Source organism: Microbispora sp. ZYX-F-249, assembly GCF_039649665.1.
GTDB lineage: Bacteria > Actinomycetota > Actinomycetes > Streptosporangiales > Streptosporangiaceae > Microbispora > Microbispora maris.
In genome coordinates, this window is sequence record NZ_JBDJAW010000003.1 from 327,077 (window position 1) to 346,943 (window position 19,867).

General features: G+C 71.4%; 19 protein-coding genes and 1 tRNA gene. 10 read left to right on the plus strand and 10 right to left on the minus strand.

What is annotated here, in order from left to right; genetic code table 11:
• Positions 1 to 579 carry a GNAT family N-acetyltransferase gene (locus tag AAH991_RS06050; RefSeq protein ID WP_346224735.1) on the minus strand — a complete coding sequence of 193 codons (579 nt, stop codon included), beginning with the start codon at positions 577 to 579 and terminating at the stop codon, positions 1 to 3.
• Positions 580 to 694: 115 nt separating this feature from the next.
• Here AAH991_RS06050 and AAH991_RS06055 point away from each other — a divergent pair, with 115 nt between their 5' ends.
• Genes AAH991_RS06055 through AAH991_RS06070 form a run of 4 tightly spaced genes read left to right on the plus strand, consistent with a single transcriptional unit; the run spans position 695 to position 5,241 of the window.
• Positions 695 to 1,645 (plus strand): phosphotransferase family protein, encoded by a 951-nt coding sequence (locus AAH991_RS06055; RefSeq protein WP_346224736.1) that lies wholly within the window; start codon positions 695 to 697, stop codon positions 1,643 to 1,645.
• Entirely contained in the window at positions 1,645 to 2,865 is a 1,221-nt protein-coding gene (locus tag AAH991_RS06060) for an acyl-CoA dehydrogenase family protein (RefSeq protein WP_346224737.1), read from the plus strand. The genes AAH991_RS06055 and AAH991_RS06060 overlap by 1 nt, the downstream gene beginning before the upstream one ends.
• A 7-nt stretch (positions 2,866 to 2,872) precedes the next feature.
• Entirely contained in the window at positions 2,873 to 4,045 is a 1,173-nt protein-coding gene (locus AAH991_RS06065) for an acyl-CoA dehydrogenase family protein (RefSeq protein ID WP_346224738.1), read from the plus strand.
• A complete protein-coding gene (locus tag AAH991_RS06070; RefSeq protein ID WP_346224739.1) occupies positions 4,042 to 5,241 on the plus strand; it encodes an acyl-CoA dehydrogenase family protein in 1,200 nt (399 codons plus the stop codon). The genes AAH991_RS06065 and AAH991_RS06070 overlap by 4 nt, the downstream gene beginning before the upstream one ends.
• Here AAH991_RS06070 and AAH991_RS06075 read toward each other — a convergent pair whose 3' ends face one another.
• Positions 5,242 to 5,889 (minus strand): TetR/AcrR family transcriptional regulator, encoded by a 648-nt coding sequence (locus tag AAH991_RS06075; RefSeq protein WP_428833949.1) that lies wholly within the window; start codon positions 5,887 to 5,889, stop codon positions 5,242 to 5,244. It lies immediately after the preceding gene.
• A gap of 152 nt (positions 5,890 to 6,041) precedes the next feature.
• On the opposite strand from AAH991_RS06075, the gene AAH991_RS06080 reads away from it, so the two are divergent.
• The gene (locus AAH991_RS06080; protein WP_346224740.1) at positions 6,042 to 6,809 is read left to right on the plus strand and encodes a nuclease-related domain-containing protein; all 768 of its coding nucleotides are present in this window, start codon (positions 6,042 to 6,044) and stop codon (positions 6,807 to 6,809) included.
• A 47-nt stretch (positions 6,810 to 6,856) separates the two neighbouring features.
• On the opposite strand, the gene AAH991_RS06085 is transcribed toward AAH991_RS06080, so the two are convergent.
• Both AAH991_RS06085 and AAH991_RS06090 read right to left on the minus strand, forming a co-directional pair.
• Entirely contained in the window at positions 6,857 to 8,233 is a 1,377-nt protein-coding gene (locus AAH991_RS06085) for a vWA domain-containing protein (protein WP_346224741.1), read from the minus strand.
• The gene (locus AAH991_RS06090) at positions 8,233 to 9,078 is read right to left on the minus strand and encodes an AAA family ATPase (RefSeq protein ID WP_169987807.1); all 846 of its coding nucleotides are present in this window, start codon (positions 9,076 to 9,078) and stop codon (positions 8,233 to 8,235) included. Before AAH991_RS06090 ends, AAH991_RS06085 begins: the two co-directional genes overlap by 1 nt.
• 89 nt (positions 9,079 to 9,167) lie before the next feature.
• On the opposite strand from AAH991_RS06090, the gene AAH991_RS06095 reads away from it, so the two are divergent.
• From AAH991_RS06095 to AAH991_RS06105, 3 genes are all read left to right on the plus strand, one after another.
• Positions 9,168 to 9,244: transfer RNA gene (locus AAH991_RS06095), tRNA-Lys, on the plus strand.
• A gap of 205 nt (positions 9,245 to 9,449) precedes the next feature.
• Positions 9,450 to 9,836 (plus strand): hypothetical protein, encoded by a 387-nt coding sequence (locus AAH991_RS06100; RefSeq protein WP_346224742.1) that lies wholly within the window; start codon positions 9,450 to 9,452, stop codon positions 9,834 to 9,836.
• 100 nt (positions 9,837 to 9,936) lie between these two features.
• Positions 9,937 to 11,241, plus strand: coding sequence for an alpha/beta hydrolase family protein (locus tag AAH991_RS06105; RefSeq protein WP_346224743.1), 1,305 nt, complete (start codon positions 9,937 to 9,939; stop codon positions 11,239 to 11,241).
• Between the two features lie 43 nt (positions 11,242 to 11,284).
• Here AAH991_RS06105 and AAH991_RS06110 read toward each other — a convergent pair whose 3' ends face one another.
• Entirely contained in the window at positions 11,285 to 12,214 is a 930-nt protein-coding gene (locus AAH991_RS06110) for a helix-turn-helix transcriptional regulator (protein ID WP_346224744.1), read from the minus strand.
• Between the two features lie 100 nt (positions 12,215 to 12,314).
• Here AAH991_RS06110 and AAH991_RS06115 point away from each other — a divergent pair, with 100 nt between their 5' ends.
• A complete protein-coding gene (locus AAH991_RS06115) occupies positions 12,315 to 13,235 on the plus strand; it encodes an oxidoreductase (RefSeq protein ID WP_346224745.1) in 921 nt (306 codons plus the stop codon).
• 11 nt (positions 13,236 to 13,246) lie between these two features.
• Here the strand turns inward: AAH991_RS06115 and AAH991_RS06120 are convergent, their stop codons facing one another.
• The 5 genes from AAH991_RS06120 to AAH991_RS06140 form a co-directional block, all read right to left on the minus strand.
• Positions 13,247 to 13,840: a hypothetical protein gene (locus AAH991_RS06120; protein ID WP_346224746.1), complete on the minus strand. Its 594-nt coding sequence runs from the start codon at positions 13,838 to 13,840 to the stop codon at positions 13,247 to 13,249.
• The gene (locus tag AAH991_RS06125; protein ID WP_346224747.1) at positions 13,837 to 14,352 is read right to left on the minus strand and encodes a hypothetical protein; all 516 of its coding nucleotides are present in this window, start codon (positions 14,350 to 14,352) and stop codon (positions 13,837 to 13,839) included. The genes AAH991_RS06120 and AAH991_RS06125 overlap by 4 nt, the downstream gene beginning before the upstream one ends.
• A gap of 80 nt (positions 14,353 to 14,432) precedes the next feature.
• Positions 14,433 to 15,674, minus strand: a complete 1,242-nt coding sequence (locus tag AAH991_RS06130) for an endonuclease Q family protein (RefSeq protein ID WP_346224748.1) — start codon at positions 15,672 to 15,674, stop codon at positions 14,433 to 14,435.
• Between the two features lie 73 nt (positions 15,675 to 15,747).
• Positions 15,748 to 16,608, minus strand: coding sequence for a DUF4429 domain-containing protein (locus tag AAH991_RS06135; protein WP_346224749.1), 861 nt, complete (start codon positions 16,606 to 16,608; stop codon positions 15,748 to 15,750).
• Between the two features lie 67 nt (positions 16,609 to 16,675).
• Positions 16,676 to 18,589: a Xaa-Pro dipeptidyl-peptidase gene (locus AAH991_RS06140; protein ID WP_346224750.1), complete on the minus strand. Its 1,914-nt coding sequence runs from the start codon at positions 18,587 to 18,589 to the stop codon at positions 16,676 to 16,678.
• A 249-nt stretch (positions 18,590 to 18,838) separates the two neighbouring features.
• Here AAH991_RS06140 and AAH991_RS06145 point away from each other — a divergent pair, with 249 nt between their 5' ends.
• Positions 18,839 to 19,867, plus strand: coding sequence for an SIS domain-containing protein (locus AAH991_RS06145; protein WP_346224751.1), 1,029 nt, complete (start codon positions 18,839 to 18,841; stop codon positions 19,865 to 19,867).

Genomic DNA, 19,867 nt, shown 5'->3' on the forward strand with positions numbered 1-19,867 from the left:
CTACCGGGGGGACAGCAGGCGGGCGCGGTGGGCGGGCCACTCGTCGTCGAGGATCGAGTAGAGAGGGCTGTCGCGCCACGTGCCGTCCGGGCGGCGGTACTGCCGCCGGAGCACGCCCTCCCGCACGCCGCCGATGCGCTCGATGGCGGCCTGCGACCGCAGGTTGCGGATGTCGGTCTTCAGCACCACGCGGGCGAACCCGAGGGCGAAGGCGTGGTCGAGCAGCAGGATCTTGCACTCGGTGTTCACGGCGGTGCGCCAGTAGGCCCTGCCGTACCAGGTGGAGCCGATCTCCACGCTCTCGTCGAAGCCGCCGACGTCCCAGTAGCCGGTCGAGCCGATCGCCCGGCCCGTCTCCTTGAGGACCACCGCGAACTGCGTGGTGCGGGGATCGGCGAGCAGCCTGTCCACCATCCGGCGCGTGTCGTCCTCGGTCTCCGGCACGGGCTCCGGCCGGAACCGCCAGACCTCCTCGTCCTGCGCCACGAGGAACAGGTCGGGCACGTGGCCGGGGGCGAGCGGCTCCAGGCGTACGACGCGGCCGTCGAGCACGGCCGGTGCGGGCATCTTCGCGGTCATGTGCACGACGGTATCGGCGACGTATCGTGCGAGCGGAGGGCCACTCGGGTCCGATAGGGGACGACCACTTCCGGCTCTGTCGACACACATACCGGCTGGTCGGTATGCTTCCCCTGTGAACCCTGACCCGCCCGGCCTCGACCTCGCCCGCCTCGCCGAACACCTCCGGCGTGAGGGCCTGACCCGGGGGCCTCTCACCGCCGAGCTGATCGTCGGGGGCAAGTCCAACCTGACGTACGTCGTCGGAGACGGCGAGGACACGTACGTCGTGCGGCGGCCGCCCCTCGGGCACGTCCTGGCGACGGCGCACGACATGGGCCGCGAATACCGGGTGATGAGCGCGCTCCAGGACACCGGCGTCCCGGTCCCGCGCACCTATCACCTGTGCCGGGACGCCGAGGTCGTCGGCGCGCCCTTCTACGTCATGGAATACGTCCGGGGCGGGCAGCCGCCGCTCACCCCCGCCCTCGCCCACGGGCTGGTGGACGTGCTGGCCGCACTCCACTCGATCACCCCCGAGAGCGTGGGCCTCGGCGACTTCGGCAGGCCCGAGGGCTTCCTGGAGCGGCAGGTCGCCCGGTGGAAGCGGCAGCTCGACGCCTCGCGCAGCCGCGAGGTGCCCGGCATCGACGACCTCTACGAGCGGCTCGCCCGGGACGTGCCCGCCTCCGGCCCGCCGGCGATCGTCCACGGGGACTTCAAGCTCGGCAACACGCTGATCGCCGACGGCGAGGTGCGCGCCGTGCTCGACTGGGAGATGTCCACGCTCGGCGACCCGCTCACCGACCTGGCGCTGTTCCTCCTCTACGGCGAGGTCGCCTCGCTCGACCGCGGCTCGGCCGGGGAGGTGCCGCCCAGCTCCGAGCTGGCCGCGCACTACGGCGAGGCGTCCGGCCGTGACCTGTCCCGGCTCGGCTGGTACGTCGGCCTCGCCTGCTTCAAGCTCGCGGTGATCGCCGAGGGCATCCATTTCCGATACACCAAGGGGCTCACGGTCGGGGAGGGCTTCGCCGAGGTCGGCGACCAGGTCGCCCCGATCGTCGCCCGCGGCCTGATGGAGGTCTAGTGGATTTCGGGTTCGACGCGACCACGGAGCGCTATCGGGAGCGGCTGCTCGCCTTCATGGACGAGTGCGTCCACCCCGCCGAGCACGCCTTCCACGAACAGGCGGCCGCCAGCGGGTGGAGTCCGCCGCCCCTGCTGGAGGACCTCAAGGCCGAGGCCCGCTCGCGCGGGCTGTGGAACCTCTTCCTCCCCTCTTCCGAAAGAGCAGGGGAACGCGGCGCGGGGCTGACCAACCTGCAGTACGCGCCGCTCGCGGAGATCATGGGCAGGTCGCCCGGCATCGCGCCGCCCGCCACCAACTGCGCCGCCCCGGACACCGGCAACATGGAGGTGCTCGCGGAGTTCGGCAGCGAGTGGCAGCGCAAGGAGTACCTGGAGCCCCTACTGGCCGGCGAGATCAGGTCGGCCTTCGCGATGACCGAGCCCGAGGTGGCCTCCTCCGACGCGACGAACATCGCGACCTCCATCAGGAGGGACGGCGGGGAGTACGTCATCAACGGCCGCAAGTGGTACATCACCGGCGCGATGAACCCGAACTGCAAGATCTTCATCGTCATGGGCAAGACCGACCCGGAGGCGCCCAAACACCGGCAGCAGAGCATGGTGCTGGTCCCGCGCGACACCCCCGGCCTGACCGTCCGGCGCGGCATGACGGTCTTCGGCTACGACGACGCCGACCACGGCGGCCACGCCGAGGTGGTGTTCGAGGACGTACGGGTGCCGGTGGACAACCTCGTCGGCGAGGAGGGCGGCGGCTTCGCCATCGCCCAGGCGCGGCTCGGGCCGGGCCGCATCCACCACTGCATGCGGCTCATCGGCATGGCCGAGCGGGCGGTCGAGCTGATGTGCCGCCGGGTGCTGTCGCGCGAGGCGTTCGGCAAGCAGCTGGCCCGGCAGGGGGTGATCCAGGACTGGATCGCCGAGTCCCGGGTGCGCATCGAGCAGTTGCGCCTGCTCGTGCTGAAGACGGCCTGGCTGATGGACACGGTCGGCAACAAGGGCGCGCACACCGAGATCCAGGCCATCAAGATCGCCGGCCCGGCGACCGTGGAGTGGATCCTGGACAAGGCCATCCAGGCGCACGGCGCCGGCGGCCTCAGCCAGGACTTCCCGCTGGCGGCGCTGTGGGCGGGGGCGCGGTCGCTGCGGTTCGCCGACGGCCCCGACGAGGTCCACAAGCGGTCGCTGGCCTACCGCGAACTCAAGAGATACATGGGGTGATGTGCTGGTGACATGGGATGAGGCGTCGGTCGCCGAGCGGGCCAGAGCCTTCCTCGCGGAGCACGACCCGGCGGTCATGGACCGCTTGGAGTTCCTGCGCGCCCGGTTCGACGCCGGGCTGGCGTGGGTGCACTTCCCCGAGGGCCTCGGCGGGCTCGGCGCGCCCCGCGGGCTGCAGGCCGTGGCCGACCGGGAGCTGAAGGGCACGCCCGACAACCAGCCGGGCCGGATCGGCATCGGCCTCGGCATGGCGGCCCCCACGATCCTCGCCTTCGGCACCGAGGAGCAGAAGAGGCGCTTCCTGCGGCCGCTGTGGACGGGCGAGGAGGTGTGGTGCCAGCTGTTCAGCGAGCCCGGCGCCGGCTCCGACCTCGCCACGCTGGCCACCCGCGCCGTACGCGAGGGCGACGAGTGGGTGGTGGACGGCCAGAAGGTGTGGACGTCGAGCGCGCACACCGCGCGCTGGGCCATCCTCGTGGCCCGCACCGACCCGGACGTGCCCAAGCACCGCGGGCTGACCTACTTCGTGTGCGACATGCACGCGCCCGGCGTCGAGGTGCGCCCGCTGCGTCAGATCACCGGAGAGGCCGAGTTCAACGAGGTCTTCCTCACCGGGGTGCGGCTGCCCGACTCGCTGCGGCTGGGCGAGGTGGGCGACGGCTGGCGGGTCGCGCAGACCACGCTCATGAACGAGCGGGTCGCCATCGGCGGCACGCCGAGCCGTCGCACGATGATGGGCGTCGTCGCCGAGACCTGGCGTTCCCGGCCCGAGCTGCGCACCCACGACCTGCACCAGCGGCTGCTCAAGCTGTGGGTGGACTCGGAGGTCATGCGGCTGACCGCCGTACGGCTGCGCGAGCAGCTCGCCGCCGGGCATCCCGGGCCGGAGGGGTCGGGCATGAAGCTGGCCTTCGCCCGGCTGCACCAGGAGCTGTCGGGCCTGGAGGTGGAACTGCTCCGCGAGGACGGCCTGGCCTACGACGACTGGACGTTCCGCCGGCCCGGCACGGTCGACTTCATCGGCCGCGAGGCGGGCTACCGCTACCTGCGCGCCAAGGGCAACTCGATCGAGGGGGGCACCTCCGAGATCCTGCGCAACATCATCGCCGAACGTGTCCTCGGCCTGCCCGCCGAGCCGCGCGCCGACAAGGACGTCGCCTGGAAGGACCTCCCCCGATGACGCTGCTGTACACGGAGGTGGAGGAGGAGCTGCGGGCCGCCGTGCGCGCCCTGCTCGCCGACAAGTGCTCCCCGTCCGCCCTGCTCGACCGTGCCTCCCGTACGGCGGAGTCGGGCACGCCGTACGACGCGGAGCTGTGGAAGGCGCTGGCCCGCGACATCGGCGTGGCTGGGCTGCTGATCCCCGAGGAGCTCGGCGGCACCGCCTCCCGTGAAGGCGGCGCGTCGGCCCGCGAGGCCGCCGTCGTGCTGGAGGAGCTGGGCCGGGCCGTGGCTCCCGTGCCGTTCCTGAGCAGCGCCGTCCTGGCCACCCAGGCCCTGCTGACGGCCGCCGGGCAGAAGGCGCGCGGAGACGTCGCGGCGGAGCTGCTGGGACGGCTGGCCGCCGGGGAGACGACGGCCGCGCTCGCGGTGTCGTTCGCCGCCTCGCCGTACGCGCCGCCGAGTCCGGTGGCGACGCTCGGCGAGGACGGCACGGTGACCGGCACGGTCACCGGGGTGATCGGCGCGGAGGCCGCCGACGTCCTGCTCGTGCCGGTACGGCTCGCGCGGTCCGCGAAGCAGGGCACCGGCCTGTGCGCGGTGGAGGCGTCCCCGGCCGCCGGAGAGGCGGTGCGGGTGACGCCGGTCACCTCACTCGACCTGACCCGGCCGATCGCGACCGTGTCGTTCGACTCGGCGGCCGCCCGCGTCGTCGCCACGACGGACGGCATGGAGGCGCCGTGGGTGTGGGAGGCGCTGGTGCGCGGCGCCGGGCTGCTCGCCTCCGAACAGCTCGGGGTGGCCGAGTGGTGTCTCACCACGACGGTCGCGTACGTGAAGGAGCGCAGGCAGTTCGCCCGGCCGGTGGGGTCGTTCCAGGCGGTCAAGCACCGGCTGGCCGACCTGTGGCTGGAGGTCGTGGGGGCCAGGGCCGCGGCCCGCAACGCGGCCGCCCGGCTGGCGGAGGCGCCCGCCGGGGGACCGCTGGGCGACGACGCGGCGGTGGCGGTCGCGGTGGCGCAGGCCCACTGCGCTGCGGTGGCGGTGCACGCGGCCGAGGAGTGCGTGCAGCTCCACGGCGGCATCGGGATGACCTGGGAGCACCCCGCCCACCTGTATCTCAAGCGGGCCAAGGCCGACCAGATCGCGCTGGGCACGCCGGGCGACCACCGCGACGCGCTGGCCGGTCCTGCGGACCTCCCCGCGCCCGTCTGATCACGGCCGAAGCGCGTTGAGCAGGAGGTCGGCGAAGTGGCGGCCGACCTCCTGTCCGGTCAGCGGGCCCTCGGGGTGATACCAGGTGCCGAGGTGGTGGACCGAGCCGAAGAAGAAGTCCACCACCATCTCGGCGGGGATGTCGCCGCGGAAGACGCCGTCGCGCTGCCCCTCGACGACGAGGTCGCGGAACCGCTCGTGGTAACGGCGCCGCTCGGCCCGCACGCTCTTGTACGTCTCCGGTGCGAGCTGGTGCATGGACCTGAAGAAGATCTTGGAGTCGTCCAGGTTGTCGACCGTGGTCACCACCACGTCCGTCGCCGCCGCGTGCAGCCGCTCGTCCACCGGGCCCTCCGCGTCGGCGAACCGGTTGAGGCGCTCCATCTGCAGGCGCAGCACCCGGGCGTAGATCTCGTGGAGCAGGTCGTCCTTGGAATCGAAGTAGTGGTACATGGCGCCCTTGGTGACGCCGGCCGCCGCCACGATCTCCTGCACCGACGTGCTCTCGAAGCCCCGCTCGGCGAACAGGCGGGTGGCCTCGGCGAGCAGACGCTGCCGCACCGGCTCCTCCAGGGACCCGTTGGCGGGGCGATCCCCGTTCGCGAGATCCCCGCTTACGCGGCGCTCTCCAGCTACGCGGCGGGCCATGCCGACCTCCTTCGTCTCTCGAGTCAAGCATACCGACTGGTCGGTCAACTGTCGGCACTGGCGTAACTGCGCTACTTCCCTCACCTTAGGAGGGTTGGGATTCCCGGTCGGGTATCCCGGAGAAAGCCGCATGCCTAGTGTGGGGGGTTCGCGTGCCCAATGGGTCCATTTACGTCCCGAGGGACGAGAAGTTCACCGGCGCCTCGCCGCAGAACCTGTACGAGACGTTCTGGTACGCCGGACGCAAGAACCGCATCCGGATACGGGCCGCCATCGCCTTCGCGGGATTCGTCGCCGGCACCCTGGTGGGCCCGCGGCTCGGGCTGAACATGGTCGCCGCCGGCCTCGGGCTGGCCGTCCTCGCGGGCGGCACCGACCTGTTCGTCGCCTGGCGTCTGCACGAGCGCACGGCCGTGTGGCGGGGCAAGCGCCGCGGCGAGGTGCGCACCGGCCGGCTGCTGCGTCTCGGGCTGCGCCGGCACGGCTACCGCGTGATGGACGGCCGGGCCGTGCCCGGAGAGGCGTCGATCGACCACCTCGTCATCGGGCCGGGCGGCGTCTGGATCGTGGACAACGAGGCGTGGTCGCCCGACACCCTGATCGCGCGGTACGGCGAGCGGTTGTTCTTCGACGAGAAGTTCGGCACCTCGGTCGCCAAGGGCCTGATCTCGGCCGCCGGGTCGATGGCCGCGCTGCTCACGAAGGAGACCGGCATCCAGATCTCGATCAACCCGGTGCTCGCCGTGCACGGCGGGAAGATCAAGACCAGGGGCGGCGTGCTGTACGGCGAGGGCCTGACCGTCGCCTACCCGCGAAGGATCGCCCGCTGGATCCGCACCCACGGCTCCCCGAAGTTCACCGAGGACGAGATCGAGCTGCTGGCCCGTACGGCGGCCCGCATCCTGCGCCGCATGAACTGAGAGCAGGCGGACGCGGGCCGGAATCGGGTCGGGCGAAGGGTCTCGATTCAGGCGAGCGTCTCGACGAACGCGGCGAGCTGGGCGACGTTGCGGCACTCGTGCATGGCGACGACCGAGCCGTACGACGTGGCGAGCGAGTCCCCGGTGTCCCACTGGGCCCGGGGCTCGGGATTGAGCCAGTAGGCGTGCCTGGCCTGCCCGGCCAGCCGTTTCAGCGTGCCCAGCGCCGGGGCCTGGTAGTTGGACCGGGCGTCGCCGAGGATCAGCAGCGACGTCCGGGGGCCCACCGCGTCCGGGAACCGTTCGGCGAAGCGCTCGAAGACGTGGCCGTAGTCGGTGCGGCCGAACCTGACGATGTCGGCGTCCCTCGTCAGGCGGCCGATGGCGTCCAGCACGTCCGCGCCCGGGGCGAACAGACGGGTGATCTCGTCCACCGTGTCCACGAACGCGAACGCCCGGACCTTGGTGAACTGCTCCCGCAGCGCGAACGTCAGCAACAGCGTGAAGTGCGAGAACGTGGAGACCGAGTCGCTGGCGTCGCACAGCACCACCAGCTCGGGGCGGTGCGGGCGCGGCGGGCGCAGATGGGTGGTGAGCGGCACCCCGCCCGTCGACAGCGACGCCCGGACCGTACGCCGGAAGTCGAGCCGCCCGCGGCGTCCGCGTCTGTGCCGGATCGACAGCCGGGTGGCCAGGCGGCGGGCCAGGGGATGGACCTCCCGGCGGAGCCGGGCCAGCTCGTCCTTGGTCGCCCGCAGGAAGTCGACCTGGTCGATCGGCGGACGGACCGCCGACCTGGCGATCTTCTCGATCCCCGACTCCTCGGCGATCCTGCGGCGTACGTCGGCGGCGACGGCCTCGGTGAACGCCTCGATGGTCCGGGAGATGTGCCGCCTGGCGACCTTCTCCGGCAGGCCGCCGCGCTCGTCGAGCATGGCGGCGAGCATCCGGGCCACCAGCGTCTCCGGCGACAGGGCGCGCAGCACGGGGAAGGAGAACCACGACTGCCTGCCGGGGGCCGCCTGGACCTGCCCGAACCGCCCGACCATGGCCCGGGCGAACTCCCGGAACGCGGGATCGGCCGGATCGCCCATCAGCAGCTCGGCCAGCCGTTCCCGCAGCTCGGGCAGCTCGGCGTCCTCGGCTTTCTCTGCTTCCTCGGCGACGGCGGTGCCTCCGGCGCCGCTGATCACCGGCGGGAACCACAGGTCGAAGAGCGTGTCGAAGCCCGGCCGGTGGGCGGGCCGCTTCACCAGCGTCGCGGCGTACGCCTCGCGCAGCGTCTCCCGGTCGGACAGGTCGACGACCATGAGCGCGTGGGCCGCGTCCAGTCCCTCGGCAGGGGAGACCGGCAGCCCCGCCGCCCGCAGGGCGTGGACGAACCCCACGTGCCGGTCCACGAGGGACGCCGGAGGCGTTGTCATCACCGGGCGGGCAGGCCGAGCTCCTTGGCGGCCCGCACCTGGTCGGAGTTGTGCTTGAGCACCACGCCCAGCGTCTCGCCGATCAGCGCCTCGTCCAGCTCCGTACGGCCCAGGGCGAGCAGGGTGTGCGCCCAGTCGACGGTCTCGGCGATCGACGGCGACTTCTTCAGCTCCAGCGCGCGCAGCGTGGCCACCGTACGGGCGAGCTGGTCGGCGATGCCCGCGGGCAGCCCGGGCACCTGGGCGAGCAGGATGTCGCGCTCCCGTTCCGGGGTGGGGTAGTCGAGGTGGAGGTACAGGCAGCGCCGTTTGAGCGCCTCCGACAGCTCGCGGGTCGCGTTCGAGGTCAGCACGACGTACGGCCGGCGCGCGGCGGTGATCGTGCCCAGCTCGGGGATCGTGACCTGGTAGTCGGACAGGATCTCCAGCAGCAGCCCCTCGACCTCGACGTCGGCCTTGTCGGTCTCGTCGATGAGCAGCACGGTGGGCTCCTCGCTCCTGATCGCCTTCAGGAGGGGACGCTCCAGCAGGAACTCCTCGGAGAAGATGTCGTCCCAGGCGCCGTCGTCGGCCTGGATGCGCAGCAGCTGCTTCTTGTAGTTCCACTCGTACAGCGCCCGCGCCTCGTCCAGGCCCTCGTAGCACTGCAGGCGGATGAGCCGGGCGCCGGTGGCCTGGGCGACGGCCTTGGCGAGCTGGGTCTTGCCCACTCCCGCGGGTCCCTCGGCCAGCAGCGGCTTGCCCAGCGCCCCGGCCAGGAACACCGAGGTCGCGATGCCGTCATCGGCAAGGTAGTCGACGGCCGCCAGCCGCCCGCGGACCTCGTCAGGCGAGGCGAACCACATGTGCGCTCCCAACCGCTGATAACCGAATGTTGTTCTACTCTAGCCCGATTTTGACCGCTCTGAGGTGTGCGATAACCTCTAAGAGCTCTGCGCCGCTAGCTCAGTTGGTTAGAGCAGCTGACTCTTAATCAGCGGGTCCGGGGTTCGAGTCCCTGGCGGCGCACCAATGTAAAACCCCAGGTCGGTATCACCGGCCTGGGGTTTTTCGATTGCTGATCGCATCGGTGGTGCCCCCCCGCCCGCCGTGACGGCAGAGAGTGTCCGGACAGATCCTGAAAGATCAGGACAGCAGTAGCATGGGCGCCATGCATCCGCCGGTGCCACCCGCCCCATGGAGCCAGCCGCCCCCGCCCGCTCCTCCGGGCGCGCAGGTGACTATCGATGTGAAGCGGCACTGGCTGAGCTTCATGCTGGCCATGATCACGCCGAAGATCGTCATCAACGGCCGTCAGATGCTGGGCCGGTGGGGACGCAACACGATCCCGCTTCCTCCCGGCCAGTATCACCTCCACGTCCACCTGCCCTATCTCCTCCCCGCGCGGATCGGTCCGGCGGATCTGACGATCTGGCTCCAGCCCGGGATGGCGCTCGAACTCGAATACCGCGCTCCCATGTGGACCTACTCCAGAGGCGCCCTCGGCCCCGCCCCTCAGCCGTGGAACGGAATGGGCTGTGCGATCACGTCCCTGGTGTTCGCAGGCGTCGGGGTGGCGCTCCTGCTGGTGCTGATCGTCGCCGTGGTGGTCTCGGTCGGCTGACGCCGGGAAGGGCCTGAACCGGCCTTAAGTGCTATTCGAGCGGCGCCGATCGCACTTTCGGCTGATACCGTGCCAGGCTCGGGCCTCGCAGGATCAGGCCATGCCATACAAAGATCCGCATGCGGCGGTGAGAGCCGAGGGCCCCACCAGGCATGACGAGGCACGTCCGGCTCTGACCGGCCGTCGTTGGAGCAGCGGAAGGCCGGCGTTCCGGACTCCGATCCTGTGGGCCGGCCTGACCGCGGTCGCAGGACTGCTCACCTTGACGGTCCCCGCCTCCCGGACTCCGGCTTCCGCCTCTTCCGCATACGCCTCTGCCGGCTCTCCGGTCACGACGAGCAGCGCGCCGTATCTGCCCGAGCCGACCGGTCCCCATCCGGTCGGCACGACGTCCCTGCGTCTGGAGGACATCTCGCGCCCTGACCCCTGGGTCCCTGAGACCGGGTCGAGAGAGCTCATGGTCTCCCTCTGGTATCCGGCGAAGTCCCGGAACGGACGGCGTGCGCCCTACGTGACGCCCAGAGAGTCGGCGCTCATCCTGAAGGGCAAAGGCGTGACGGGGGTGCCGTCCGACGTGCTGAGCAGAACGCGGACCCACGCGTTCAGCGGCGCCGAACCGGCGGGACGTGGAGACTCTCTGCCCCTCGTCGTGCTCTCTCCCGGCTTCACCGACCCCCGAAGCTCGCTCACCGCACTGGCCGAGGAACTGGCGAGCAGAGGCTACGTGGTGGCCGGCATCGACCACACGTACGAGACTTTCGCCACCACGTTCCCCGACGGGCGGCTGACCACCTGCGCCGCATGCGAACTCGAAGGCGTCGACGACTTCGGGAAGAAAGCGGTGGAGAATCGGGCGGTCGACGTCTCGTTCGTGATCGATCAGCTGACCGGTCCACATGCCAAGTGGACGGGCGCTTCGCTGATCGACGCGTCCCGGATCGCGATGGCGGGCACGTCCCTCGGAGGCGCGAGCGTCGCCGAGACGATGCTGAAGGACTCCCGGGTACGCGCCGGCATCAACATGGACGGCCTCATGTTCGCGCCGATCCCCGCGAGCGGGGTGGCGCGCCCGTTCCTGTTCCTGGGCCAGCCGTTGCACAGCCCGGGTGGCGAGGACGCCACATGGGACCGCGACTGGGAACACCTGACCGGGTGGAGGCGCTGGCTCGTGGTGGCCGGAGCGGTACACCCGTCCTTCAGCGACTACGACCTGCTGGCTCAGCAGATCGGCGTCGACCTCGGCAGCGAGCTCGCCGGAAGCCGCTCCGTGGCGATCACCCGCAGGTACGTCCGAGCCTTCTTCGACCTGCACCTGGGCGGTAGGCCACAGCCTCTGCTGCACAGGCCGTCGGTGCGCTACCCCGAGGTCAGGTTCTGCTCGCCGGAAACGAAGACCTGCACATAGAAAGGTTCGACGGCTGGGGGTACGGGGGCTGAAAGACTTCTGCTCAGCGGGTCCGGGGTTCGAGCCCCCGGCGGCGCACCACTTCGGAAAGCCCGGGCCGTTCGATCCGGGCTTTCCCCGTCTTCCGGGTGGCGTGCAGGGACGCGAGCAGCCGGAGGCGTTCGGCGTCCGCGGTCCCGGGCTCGGCCGTGTGGACGAGCAGGACCGGCCCGGGGTTGCCGGGCAGGGGATAGACGTCCCAGTCGAGGGTGATCTCGCCCACCTGGGGATGGCGGAACAGCTTCGTCCCGTGGACCGTCTCACGCACCTCGTGGCGGGCCCAGAGCCGGCGGAAGTCCGCGCTGCGGATGCTCAGCTCGCCGATGACCTCGCGGGCGCGCGGATGGTCCGGATCGGTCGCCACGGCGGCCCGCAACATGCCGATGTACTGCAGGGCGGTGGCCTCCCAGTCGGGGCAGCGTCCACGGGCCCCGGGGTCCTCGAACAGCACCATCAGCATGTTCCGCCGCCCCGGCGGCAGGGTGTCCGGATCGCCGAGCAGCGCCTCGGCGAGGTCGTTCCACGCGAGCACGTCGAGGTGCCGGCCGAGCACGACCGCGGGAGTCGCCATGACGTGCAGCAGGCGCCTCGTGCTGTCCGGCACGCGTTCCGGGGCGCGGCGCGTACGGACGGCCGCCGGCCGGCGTGCCGCCCGGGCGAGGGTGAACAGGTGCCGCCGTTCCTCGTCGTCGAGGTCGAGCGCGGAGGCGATGGCGTCGAGCACCTGGTCGGAGGGCCGCACCTCACGGCCCTGCTCCATGCGCTGGTAGTAATCGGTGCTCAGCCCGGCCAGCAGCGCGACCTCCTCGCGCCGCAGACCGGCCACCTTGCGCCGGGGCCCCGGCTCCAGGCCGACGTCCTGCGGGCGCAGCCGGCCGCGCCGGGCACGCAGGAAATCGCCGAGCTCACGGGCGTACGGGTGGTCGACAGCCATGACGACAGTCTGCCGGTGCGGTCCGCGCCGAAGGTAGGTCTGGCGTTCCCAGGCAGACGCGTACGACCGAATGCCGGCGACCCCGTCCTAGCGTCGTCGCATGACCGAATGGAACGCCAGTCACATCCCCGGCCAGCACGGCCGGGTCGCCGTCGTCACCGGCGCGAACTCAGGGCTCGGCCTGGTCACCGCGACCGAGCTCGCCCGGCACGGGGCGCGCGTCGTGATGGCCGTACGCGACACCGCCGCGGGCGAGCGGGAGGCCGAGGCGATCCGGCGCTCGGCGCCACGGGCCGAGATCGAGGTGCGTGAGCTCGACCTGGCCTCGCTCGCGTCGGTGCACGCGTTCGCCAAGGCCCTGACCGGCGACTTCCCGGCGATCGACCTGCTGGTCAACAACGCCGGCGTGGTCCTCCTCGGCCCGGCCCGCACGACGGCCGACGGGTTCGAGCTTCAGCTCGGCACCAACATGCTGGGCCACTTCGCCCTCACCGGCCTGCTGCTCGACAGCCTCGGCCGGGCGGACGCGGCGCGGGTGGTCAGCCTCAGCTCGATCACCCACAAGAACGCCCACCTCGACTTCGACGACCTGATGTCGCGGCGCGACTTCAACGCCAGTCGTGCGTACGGCCGCTCCAAGCTCGCCACCACTGTCTTCGGCCTCGAACTCGACCGCCGACTGCGTGCCGCCGGCTCACCGGTCGTCAGCGTCATCGCCCACCCCGGGCTGTCCAGGAGCAATCTCACGCCCCGGGCCTGGGAGTACCGCCCCCGGGCCGGGCGATTCTTCGCCCGGGCCGGGCTGCTGGTGACGCAGCCCGCCGAGCGGGGGGCGCTGCCCCAGCTCTTCGCCGCGACCGCGCCCGGCGTGCGCGGTGGTCAGTTCTTCGGACCGTCCGGCCTCTTCGAGATGCGCGGCCGGGTCGTGGAGGTCCGCCCCAGCGCGGAGGCGGCCGACCCGAGCGTCGGGCGCCGCCTGTGGACCGCCGCCGAGGCCCTGACCGGCGTCACCTACCTCTGACCCGGCCCCGGTCAGATGGGCACGCGGTACAGGCACCGGGTGGCGTCGAGGTACCGCTCGTCGATGAAACGCCCCGAAACGCGACCCGCCAGGATGAGCCAGTTGTCCAGCCACAGGCCGAGGCTTCCCTCGGGCCTGGCGGGCTCTCCCGTCGTGAACACGTCGATCACACCAGGGCGCTGTGGCACGAGCCCTGCGGCGTACTCGTGGTAGGGCCAGCCGGGAGCGGCGATCTCGGTTGGGCTGTGCCGCCCGGCCGTGCTCCCGTCCGAGTAGTACAGATCGTGCACGCCGAGGCCGTACGGCTCCCACACGACCTGGAGGAACCTGCGTCCGGTGGCGGCCAGCAGGTCGGTGCGCAGGCGCGGCCCGGCGATGGTGATGGCGTGGGTCCAGCCGGGGGAGTGCTCGCCGAGCCAGACGAGTTCCCTGAACGCGTACGGCTCGTACTCGCGCATCGCCTCGTCGAGGCCGCAGGGCACCGCCGCCGCCGGGTCGGCACCCAGGGCGCGGGCGATCTCGTCGGGGTCGTCGCCCTCGATCCAGGTCCCGGCGAACATGTCGTCGAACCCGCGTGCCGCCAGCAGGGGCCATTGCTCCGTCATGAGGCCTTCGCTCCCGCCGTGATCCGGCACAGGGCGCGTCGTTCGGCGAGCCAGTCCCGGTCGACGAACCGGCCGGTGATCCGCCCGACGGCGATCAGATGGAGTTCGAGCTCGTCCTCGGCGCCCTGGTCGTCGTTCAGTTCCAGGTCGTCGAGTCCCTCCTCGCTGTAGAGGCCGGGGACACCGTAGAACTCGTCGATCTCCCGTAGGTAGCAGAAGTCGAAGACCCGCCGGCCCGGCAGGTTCAGGTCGGCCGCCGAACCGGTGAGCGTCAGGGCGAACGTCCAGCCGGGCGCGTGCTCACCCACCCACAGGACGCGCTTGCGGGCGTCCATGGTGCTCCAGCGCAGCGCGGTGGCCAGGTCGCACTCCAGCGCCTCCGCGGGATCGATCCCCAACTCGGCTTTGATCGCGTCGAGGTCGTCGCCTTCGATCCACGCGGCCTGGAAGTCCTCCCGCAGCCCTGCCTCGGTCAGCAGTCCCCACTGGCTCTCTTCGGGGAAAAGCCTCATCAGCACCCCAATCCTGAGGTGGCAGAAGATACCGCATAAATGATCACTGGTCTGCCATAAGCGGGCGTACGCCGGCCGCGTCATGGGGCCAGGGTGCGGATACGGCCGAACTCGCCGTCGTAGCCGGGGTCCTTGGTCACCTCGCCGTTCCGCAGGCGCCCGATCGCCTCGGCGAGGCGCGGCGAATGGGCGGCGATGTCGTCGAGGGGGAGGTCGCCGAGGATCGCGAGCTCCGGTCCGAGCGCGGCAACGAGCCTGTCGGTCTCGGCGCTCACCTTCTTACTCTTCGGGCCCACTCCCAGGATCTCGGCCACGAGATCCGGGAGCGGGACGAGGTTGCGGAAGCCCGCCGCGCCGGGCGGGGTCCTGCCGGCGGGGCGGTCGGCCAGGTCCTCGACCCTGCTGAGCACGCCGACCGTGAGTTTCCTGCCGCACACCGGGCACAGGCCGCCGAGCTTGCGCGTCTGCTCCGGGTCGAGCCGCACGCCGCACTTGCGGTGGCCGTCGACGTGGTATTTGCCCGCCTCGGGGAAGAACTCGGTCGTGCCGCACAGGCCGGCGCCCGTGCGCAGGACGCGCTCGATCGCGAAGTAGTCCAGGTCGGTCTCGAAGATCGTGGTCTCGCGGCCGACGATGGGCGGCGAGTGGGCGTCCGAGTAGCTGACCAGCCGGTATCCGTCGAGGCCGGAGACCTGCCACATCATCGCGGGGTCGGCGGACAGCCCGGTCTCCAGCGCGAAGACGTGCTCGGTGAGGTCGCCGAAGCACTCCTCCAGGCTGTCGAACCCCGATTTCGAGCCGAGCACGCCGAACCACGGTGTCCACACGTGCGCCGGCACCAGGTAGGCGCCCTCGCCGCAGGCCAGGACGGCCTCGAGCAGCTCCCGGCTGCTCATGCGCACGGTGGGCCGGCCGTCCACACCGAGGTCGGCGACCTTGGCGAGGCCGCGGTCGAACTCCTCGACCTGGTCGAATCCGGGCAGGTAGACGAGGTGGTGGATCTTTCGGGAGCGGCCGCCCTGGGAGTAGACGGTGGAGATCTCCACCGACAGCATGTACCGCACGGGGGCGCCTGCCACGCGGTCCGGCAGCGTCGCGGCGACCTCGCGGTCGAGGTCGTCGCGCAGCCGGAACAGCCCCGGCTCGGCCGGCACGAGAGCCGTGCGCAGCCGCTCCAGCCAGGCCGGGTGGGTGAAGTCGCCCGTGCCCATGAGCGTGACGCCCTTGCGGCGGGCCCACCAGGTCAGCTGCTCCAGGTCGCTGTTCCTGCTGCAGGCGTACGCGTACCTGGAGTGCATGTGCAGGTCGGCGTGGAAACGCACGGTGACCTCTCCCGTCGGCGTGATCCCGGATCCACCAGCTTGCCGATCAGGAGAGGTCGAAACGCCCGCCCCTTTACAGTTCGGCGATGCGGTCCAGCAGCGCCTTCTTCGCCGTGCTGAACTCCTCGTCGGTCAGCACTCCGCTCCGGTGCAGTTCGCCCAGGTCGGTGAGTCGCCGGATCAGCAGGTCGCGCCCGTCGGAGGCGGGAGGCGGCAGGGCGGCGGGCGGTTCCGGCGCGTGGCGGGCCAGCCGCGCCAGCACGGCGGCCGCGACGAGGACGCTCGTCCCGCCGAAGCGCTGCACCCCCCAGGACAGGCAGCGGGGGTCCTCCTCCGGCCGGCGGGTCGGTCCCCCGCCGCGCACGTGGAATCGCAGGCTCCCGTAGGACAGGCCCGCCTGCGGCTTCCACTCGACGCCGGTCAGATCCGGCAGCCGGAACTCCTGCGCGCCGGCCGCCTCCTTGATCTCCTTCGCGAACCCCGTCCACTCCAGGCGGACCCGGACGCCGTCGAAGCTCACGGTGCCGTCACCGGCCGTGGCGCTGATCGGCACGGCCGGACCGGGCAACAGGAAGTCGGGGCAGGGTTCCTCCGGCACCTGGGCCAGCCGCACCAGATCACGGATCTCGCCGGCCATGTACTCCGCCGCCGCCTTGCGCTCCTTCGGCACCGCCAGCCGGTAGGGGTCGGCGGGGGCGGCCAGCAGCCCGGCACCGACCTCGGTCAGCGGGTCCGCGCCGGGGCGCAGCCGCAGCCGCAGGTGCCCGCCTTTGCGGGAGGGCTCGAAGACGGCGCCCGCCACGGCCTCCAACGGCACCACCAGGTCTCCGAGGGCCTTGCGCACCTCGTGGACGTCGCGGCCGCTGCCGGGGGTGATCCGTACCGCCTCGACATCGACCGTCCATGCGCCGTCTTCCACGACGATCTCGGTCATGCGATCACACTACGACGAAGGCGGGCACCCCGGACGCCGGCGCCGGCGTCCGGGGGCGGCCGGGGGATCAGTAGAGCGTGATCTCCGGCACCGGCAGCCGCACCTGCTTCGGGCCGTGCCAGTCCTTGGGGCCCTTCGGCAGCCCGGTCAGCGCGCCGGCCAGATCCAGCGGGAGCGAGACGCTGCTCTTCCTGAGGTCGAGCGTGACGTTCGCGCCGGTGGCCTGCTCACGGCTGTAGGTGGAGTCGGTCCCCGCGATCACCAGCCCGATCCTGTGGCCCTTCTTGAACGTGTACTCCTGCGGCAGGGTCTTCCACCTGACCTGTGCGTACGTCCCGGGGGTGAGCGGGGACGACTCGGTGAGGGAGCCGCGGTTCTGCGTGTCGATCCAGCCGCGGGCCACGACCTCCAGGGGCCTGGTGGCCAAGTTGGTGGCGACCTTCTTGTAACAGCCGTCGTCGGCGGCGGTGCCGTCGCCGTGGCAGTCCTCCTCGGCGAGGGTGGTGATGCCCTGCCCGAGACGCCAGTCGACCCGGGTGTCCTCGCCGAAGTCGACCAGGAGCGCGGTCAGGTTCGCGGCCGGCCTGTCGAGGGAGATCCGCAGGTCCACCTCGGGCGTGCCGGACATGCGCAGGGTCAACGGCAGCGCGCCGGTGGTGAAGGCGACCCGGCCCGGCGCCGCCGTGCCGACGTCGGCGACCATCGCGTCCTCCGACTGGCGGGTGTCGGTGAAGGCGGCCGTCTCACCCTTCCCGGCGGGGAGCAGGCCGAGCGAGCCGTCGGCGGACGGCCGGAGCGGCACCTTCCGGGCGAGCGGCGCGGGCCAGTCGCGCTGCGTGATCCACTCGGCCGGGCCGACCTGCACGTCGGCCCGCGGCTCCCGCATGATCCCGTTGTCCACGCCGAGCAGCCAGCGGTCGAACCAGCGGTGCAGCGTGTCGACCCACAGGTCGCGGCGCCCCTCGAAGTCGAAGGGGTCCACGTGCTGATACTGGCCGACCCAGATCTTGCGCGGCACGTTCCGGTCGGCGAGCGCCTGCCACCACACCGAGAAGTTGTCGGGCTTGACGTTCAGGTCGTTGACCGTGTGCACGACGAAGACGCTCGCGCGCACCTTGGAAGCGTCGCCGAGCGACCCGGCGACGTAGTCGCGCTCGGCCCAGAACCCGTTGTAGTCGCCCGTGGCGTCGTCGGCGTCGGCGTCCAGCCGGGCCCGTACGGCCGCGCACTTGGCGGCCGGGTCGGTGTCGACGGCCCGGGCCAGGTACGACATGTAGTTGTAGTTGTAGACGACGCCGTTGGAGCGCTGGTACTTGTACCAGGAGCTGATGGCGGAGATCGGGACGATCGTCTCCAGGCCCTCGACCCCGGTCGCCGCGACCGCGTTGGCCAGCGTGCCGTCGTACGACTTGCCGATCATGCCGGCCTTGCCGGTGCTCCAGTCGGCGACCGCCGGGGTGCCGTCGTCGTGGTAGGCGGGGGCGCGGCCGTTCAGCCAGTCGACGACCGCCTTGCCGCCCAGCACGTCGGCCCTGCCGCCCACGTCCGGGCAGCCGTCGGACTTGGTGGTGCCGGCCATGTCGACGTTGAGGACGGCGTATCCGCGCGGCACGAAGTAGTTGTCGTAGAACAGCGGGAACTTGGCGAGCTCGCCCGCCGCGTCGTAGACCTTGCGCTCGGACTCGTTGCCGCGTCCCGAGTTGTCGTAGTAGGGGCTCTCGTCGATGATCGACGGCACCGTGAGCCCGGGCCCCGACTCCCTGGGCCTGATGATGTCCACCCTGACCCGGTCGAGGCGGCCGTCGGAGTCGCTGTCGACGCTCGACTCGACGTAGACGTGCTCGCGGATCGCGTCGGCGTAGGAGAAGACCGCCTGGGTCCGTCCCTGGGCGACGGTGATCGCGGGGCCGGCGGCCGCGTGGGCCGGTACCGCGCCGATCGCGGTCACGGCGACGGCGGCGAGGGCTGCTCGTAACAGCACGGAGAGCCTCCTGGGGGGTGCGGAAGTCCCCGTAAATCTCCATGCGGGCCGGTATGTCGACAAGATTCCTTTATGTGATCGACATCACCTTGGTCCTGCCACGTGACAAGAAGTCGGTCGGCCGAGTCAAATTCGCCGTTGCCTCTTGACTGCTCCCCGGCAGGGTTGAGAACCTTCTCATCAACCCGGTGAGAACGTTCTACGCGTTCGTTCGCCGGTCAGTGAGAACGTTCTACATGCGGAGTGCCCATGACTTCGAATACCGGCCTGCGGCCCATCGACCCCCAGCTCAGGGAGGTCATCGGGGGAGCGGTCGACCAGCGCGGCGTCGCCGCGAAGGTGGCGGCGCAGGCGGCCTCCGCCGGAGTGACGGACGTGTTCTTCCTCGGCTGCGGCGGTTCCTGGGCCTCCTCGGTGCCGGCGCACGCGACCCTGTCCGCGTCGGCGACCGGACTGGTCAGCCACAACATCAACGCCGCCGAGTTCCTGGCGTCCCCCTCGCCCCGGCTGTCGGAGCGCTCGCTGGTGGTGGCCTCCTCCCACTCCGGCGCGACCCCCGAGACGGTGGCCGCCGCGCGCCTGGCCAAGGAGGCGGGCGCGTACGTCGTGGCGGTGGCGACCGACGACGACAACCCGCTCGGCGAGCTGGGGGACGCGGCGTTCACCTACCACAGCGAGAAGACGATCACGGCGGCCAAGCACGTCCTGCTGGGGCAGCTCGTGCAGGAACTCCTGCGGGCCGACGGCGCCGACCTCGACTACGAGACCCTCCGGCGCGGCTACGAGGCGCTGCCCGACGCGCTCGCCGTCGCCACCGAGGCGCACGAGGAGCTGTCGGCGACCATCGCACGGGAGACCGCCGACGCCGACCTGACCTTCGTGGTCGGCGGCGGCAACGTGTACGGCGTCGCCTTCCTGCTCTCGGTCTGCTACCTGATGGAGATGCAGTGGAAGAAGTCGGTCTGCGTGGCGTCCGGCGACTTCTTCCACGGCGCGTTCGAGATGGTGGTCGGCGACGCGCCGCTCATCCTCCTGCGTAGCGAGGACCGCACCCAGGCGATGGCCGACCGGGTCGCCGCCTTCGCCCCCAAGGTGACCTCCCGGGTCTACACGCTCGACTCGGCCGCCCTCGAACTGCCCGGCGTGCCCGCCGCGGCGCGGCCCGAGCTGTCGGCCCCGGTGCTGGCCAACCTCGCCACCCGGCTGGCCGACCACTACGAGTCCGTCACCGGCCACTCGCTCGACGAGCGGCGCTACATGCACAAGATGGCGTACTGA

Coding starts and splice junctions, on each gene's coding strand:
- AAH991_RS06050 (WP_346224735.1), bottom strand. CDS start 579: ATGACCGCGAAGATGCCCGCACCGGCCGTGCTCGACGGCCGCGTCGTA.
- AAH991_RS06070 (WP_346224739.1), top strand. CDS start 4,042: ATGACGCTGCTGTACACGGAGGTGGAGGAGGAGCTGCGGGCCGCCGTG.
- AAH991_RS06075 (WP_428833949.1), bottom strand. CDS start 5,889: ATGGCCCGCCGCGTAGCTGGAGAGCGCCGCGTAAGCGGGGATCTCGCG.
- AAH991_RS06085 (WP_346224741.1), bottom strand. CDS start 8,233: ATGACAACGCCTCCGGCGTCCCTCGTGGACCGGCACGTGGGGTTCGTC.
- AAH991_RS06090 (WP_169987807.1), bottom strand. CDS start 9,078: ATGTGGTTCGCCTCGCCTGACGAGGTCCGCGGGCGGCTGGCGGCCGTC.
- AAH991_RS06105 (WP_346224743.1), top strand. CDS start 9,937: ATGCCATACAAAGATCCGCATGCGGCGGTGAGAGCCGAGGGCCCCACC.
- AAH991_RS06110 (WP_346224744.1), bottom strand. CDS start 12,214: ATGGCTGTCGACCACCCGTACGCCCGTGAGCTCGGCGATTTCCTGCGT.
- AAH991_RS06115 (WP_346224745.1), top strand. CDS start 12,315: ATGACCGAATGGAACGCCAGTCACATCCCCGGCCAGCACGGCCGGGTC.
- AAH991_RS06120 (WP_346224746.1), bottom strand. CDS start 13,840: ATGACGGAGCAATGGCCCCTGCTGGCGGCACGCGGGTTCGACGACATG.
- AAH991_RS06125 (WP_346224747.1), bottom strand. CDS start 14,352: ATGAGGCTTTTCCCCGAAGAGAGCCAGTGGGGACTGCTGACCGAGGCA.
- AAH991_RS06135 (WP_346224749.1), bottom strand. CDS start 16,608: ATGACCGAGATCGTCGTGGAAGACGGCGCATGGACGGTCGATGTCGAG.
- AAH991_RS06145 (WP_346224751.1), top strand. CDS start 18,839: ATGACTTCGAATACCGGCCTGCGGCCCATCGACCCCCAGCTCAGGGAG.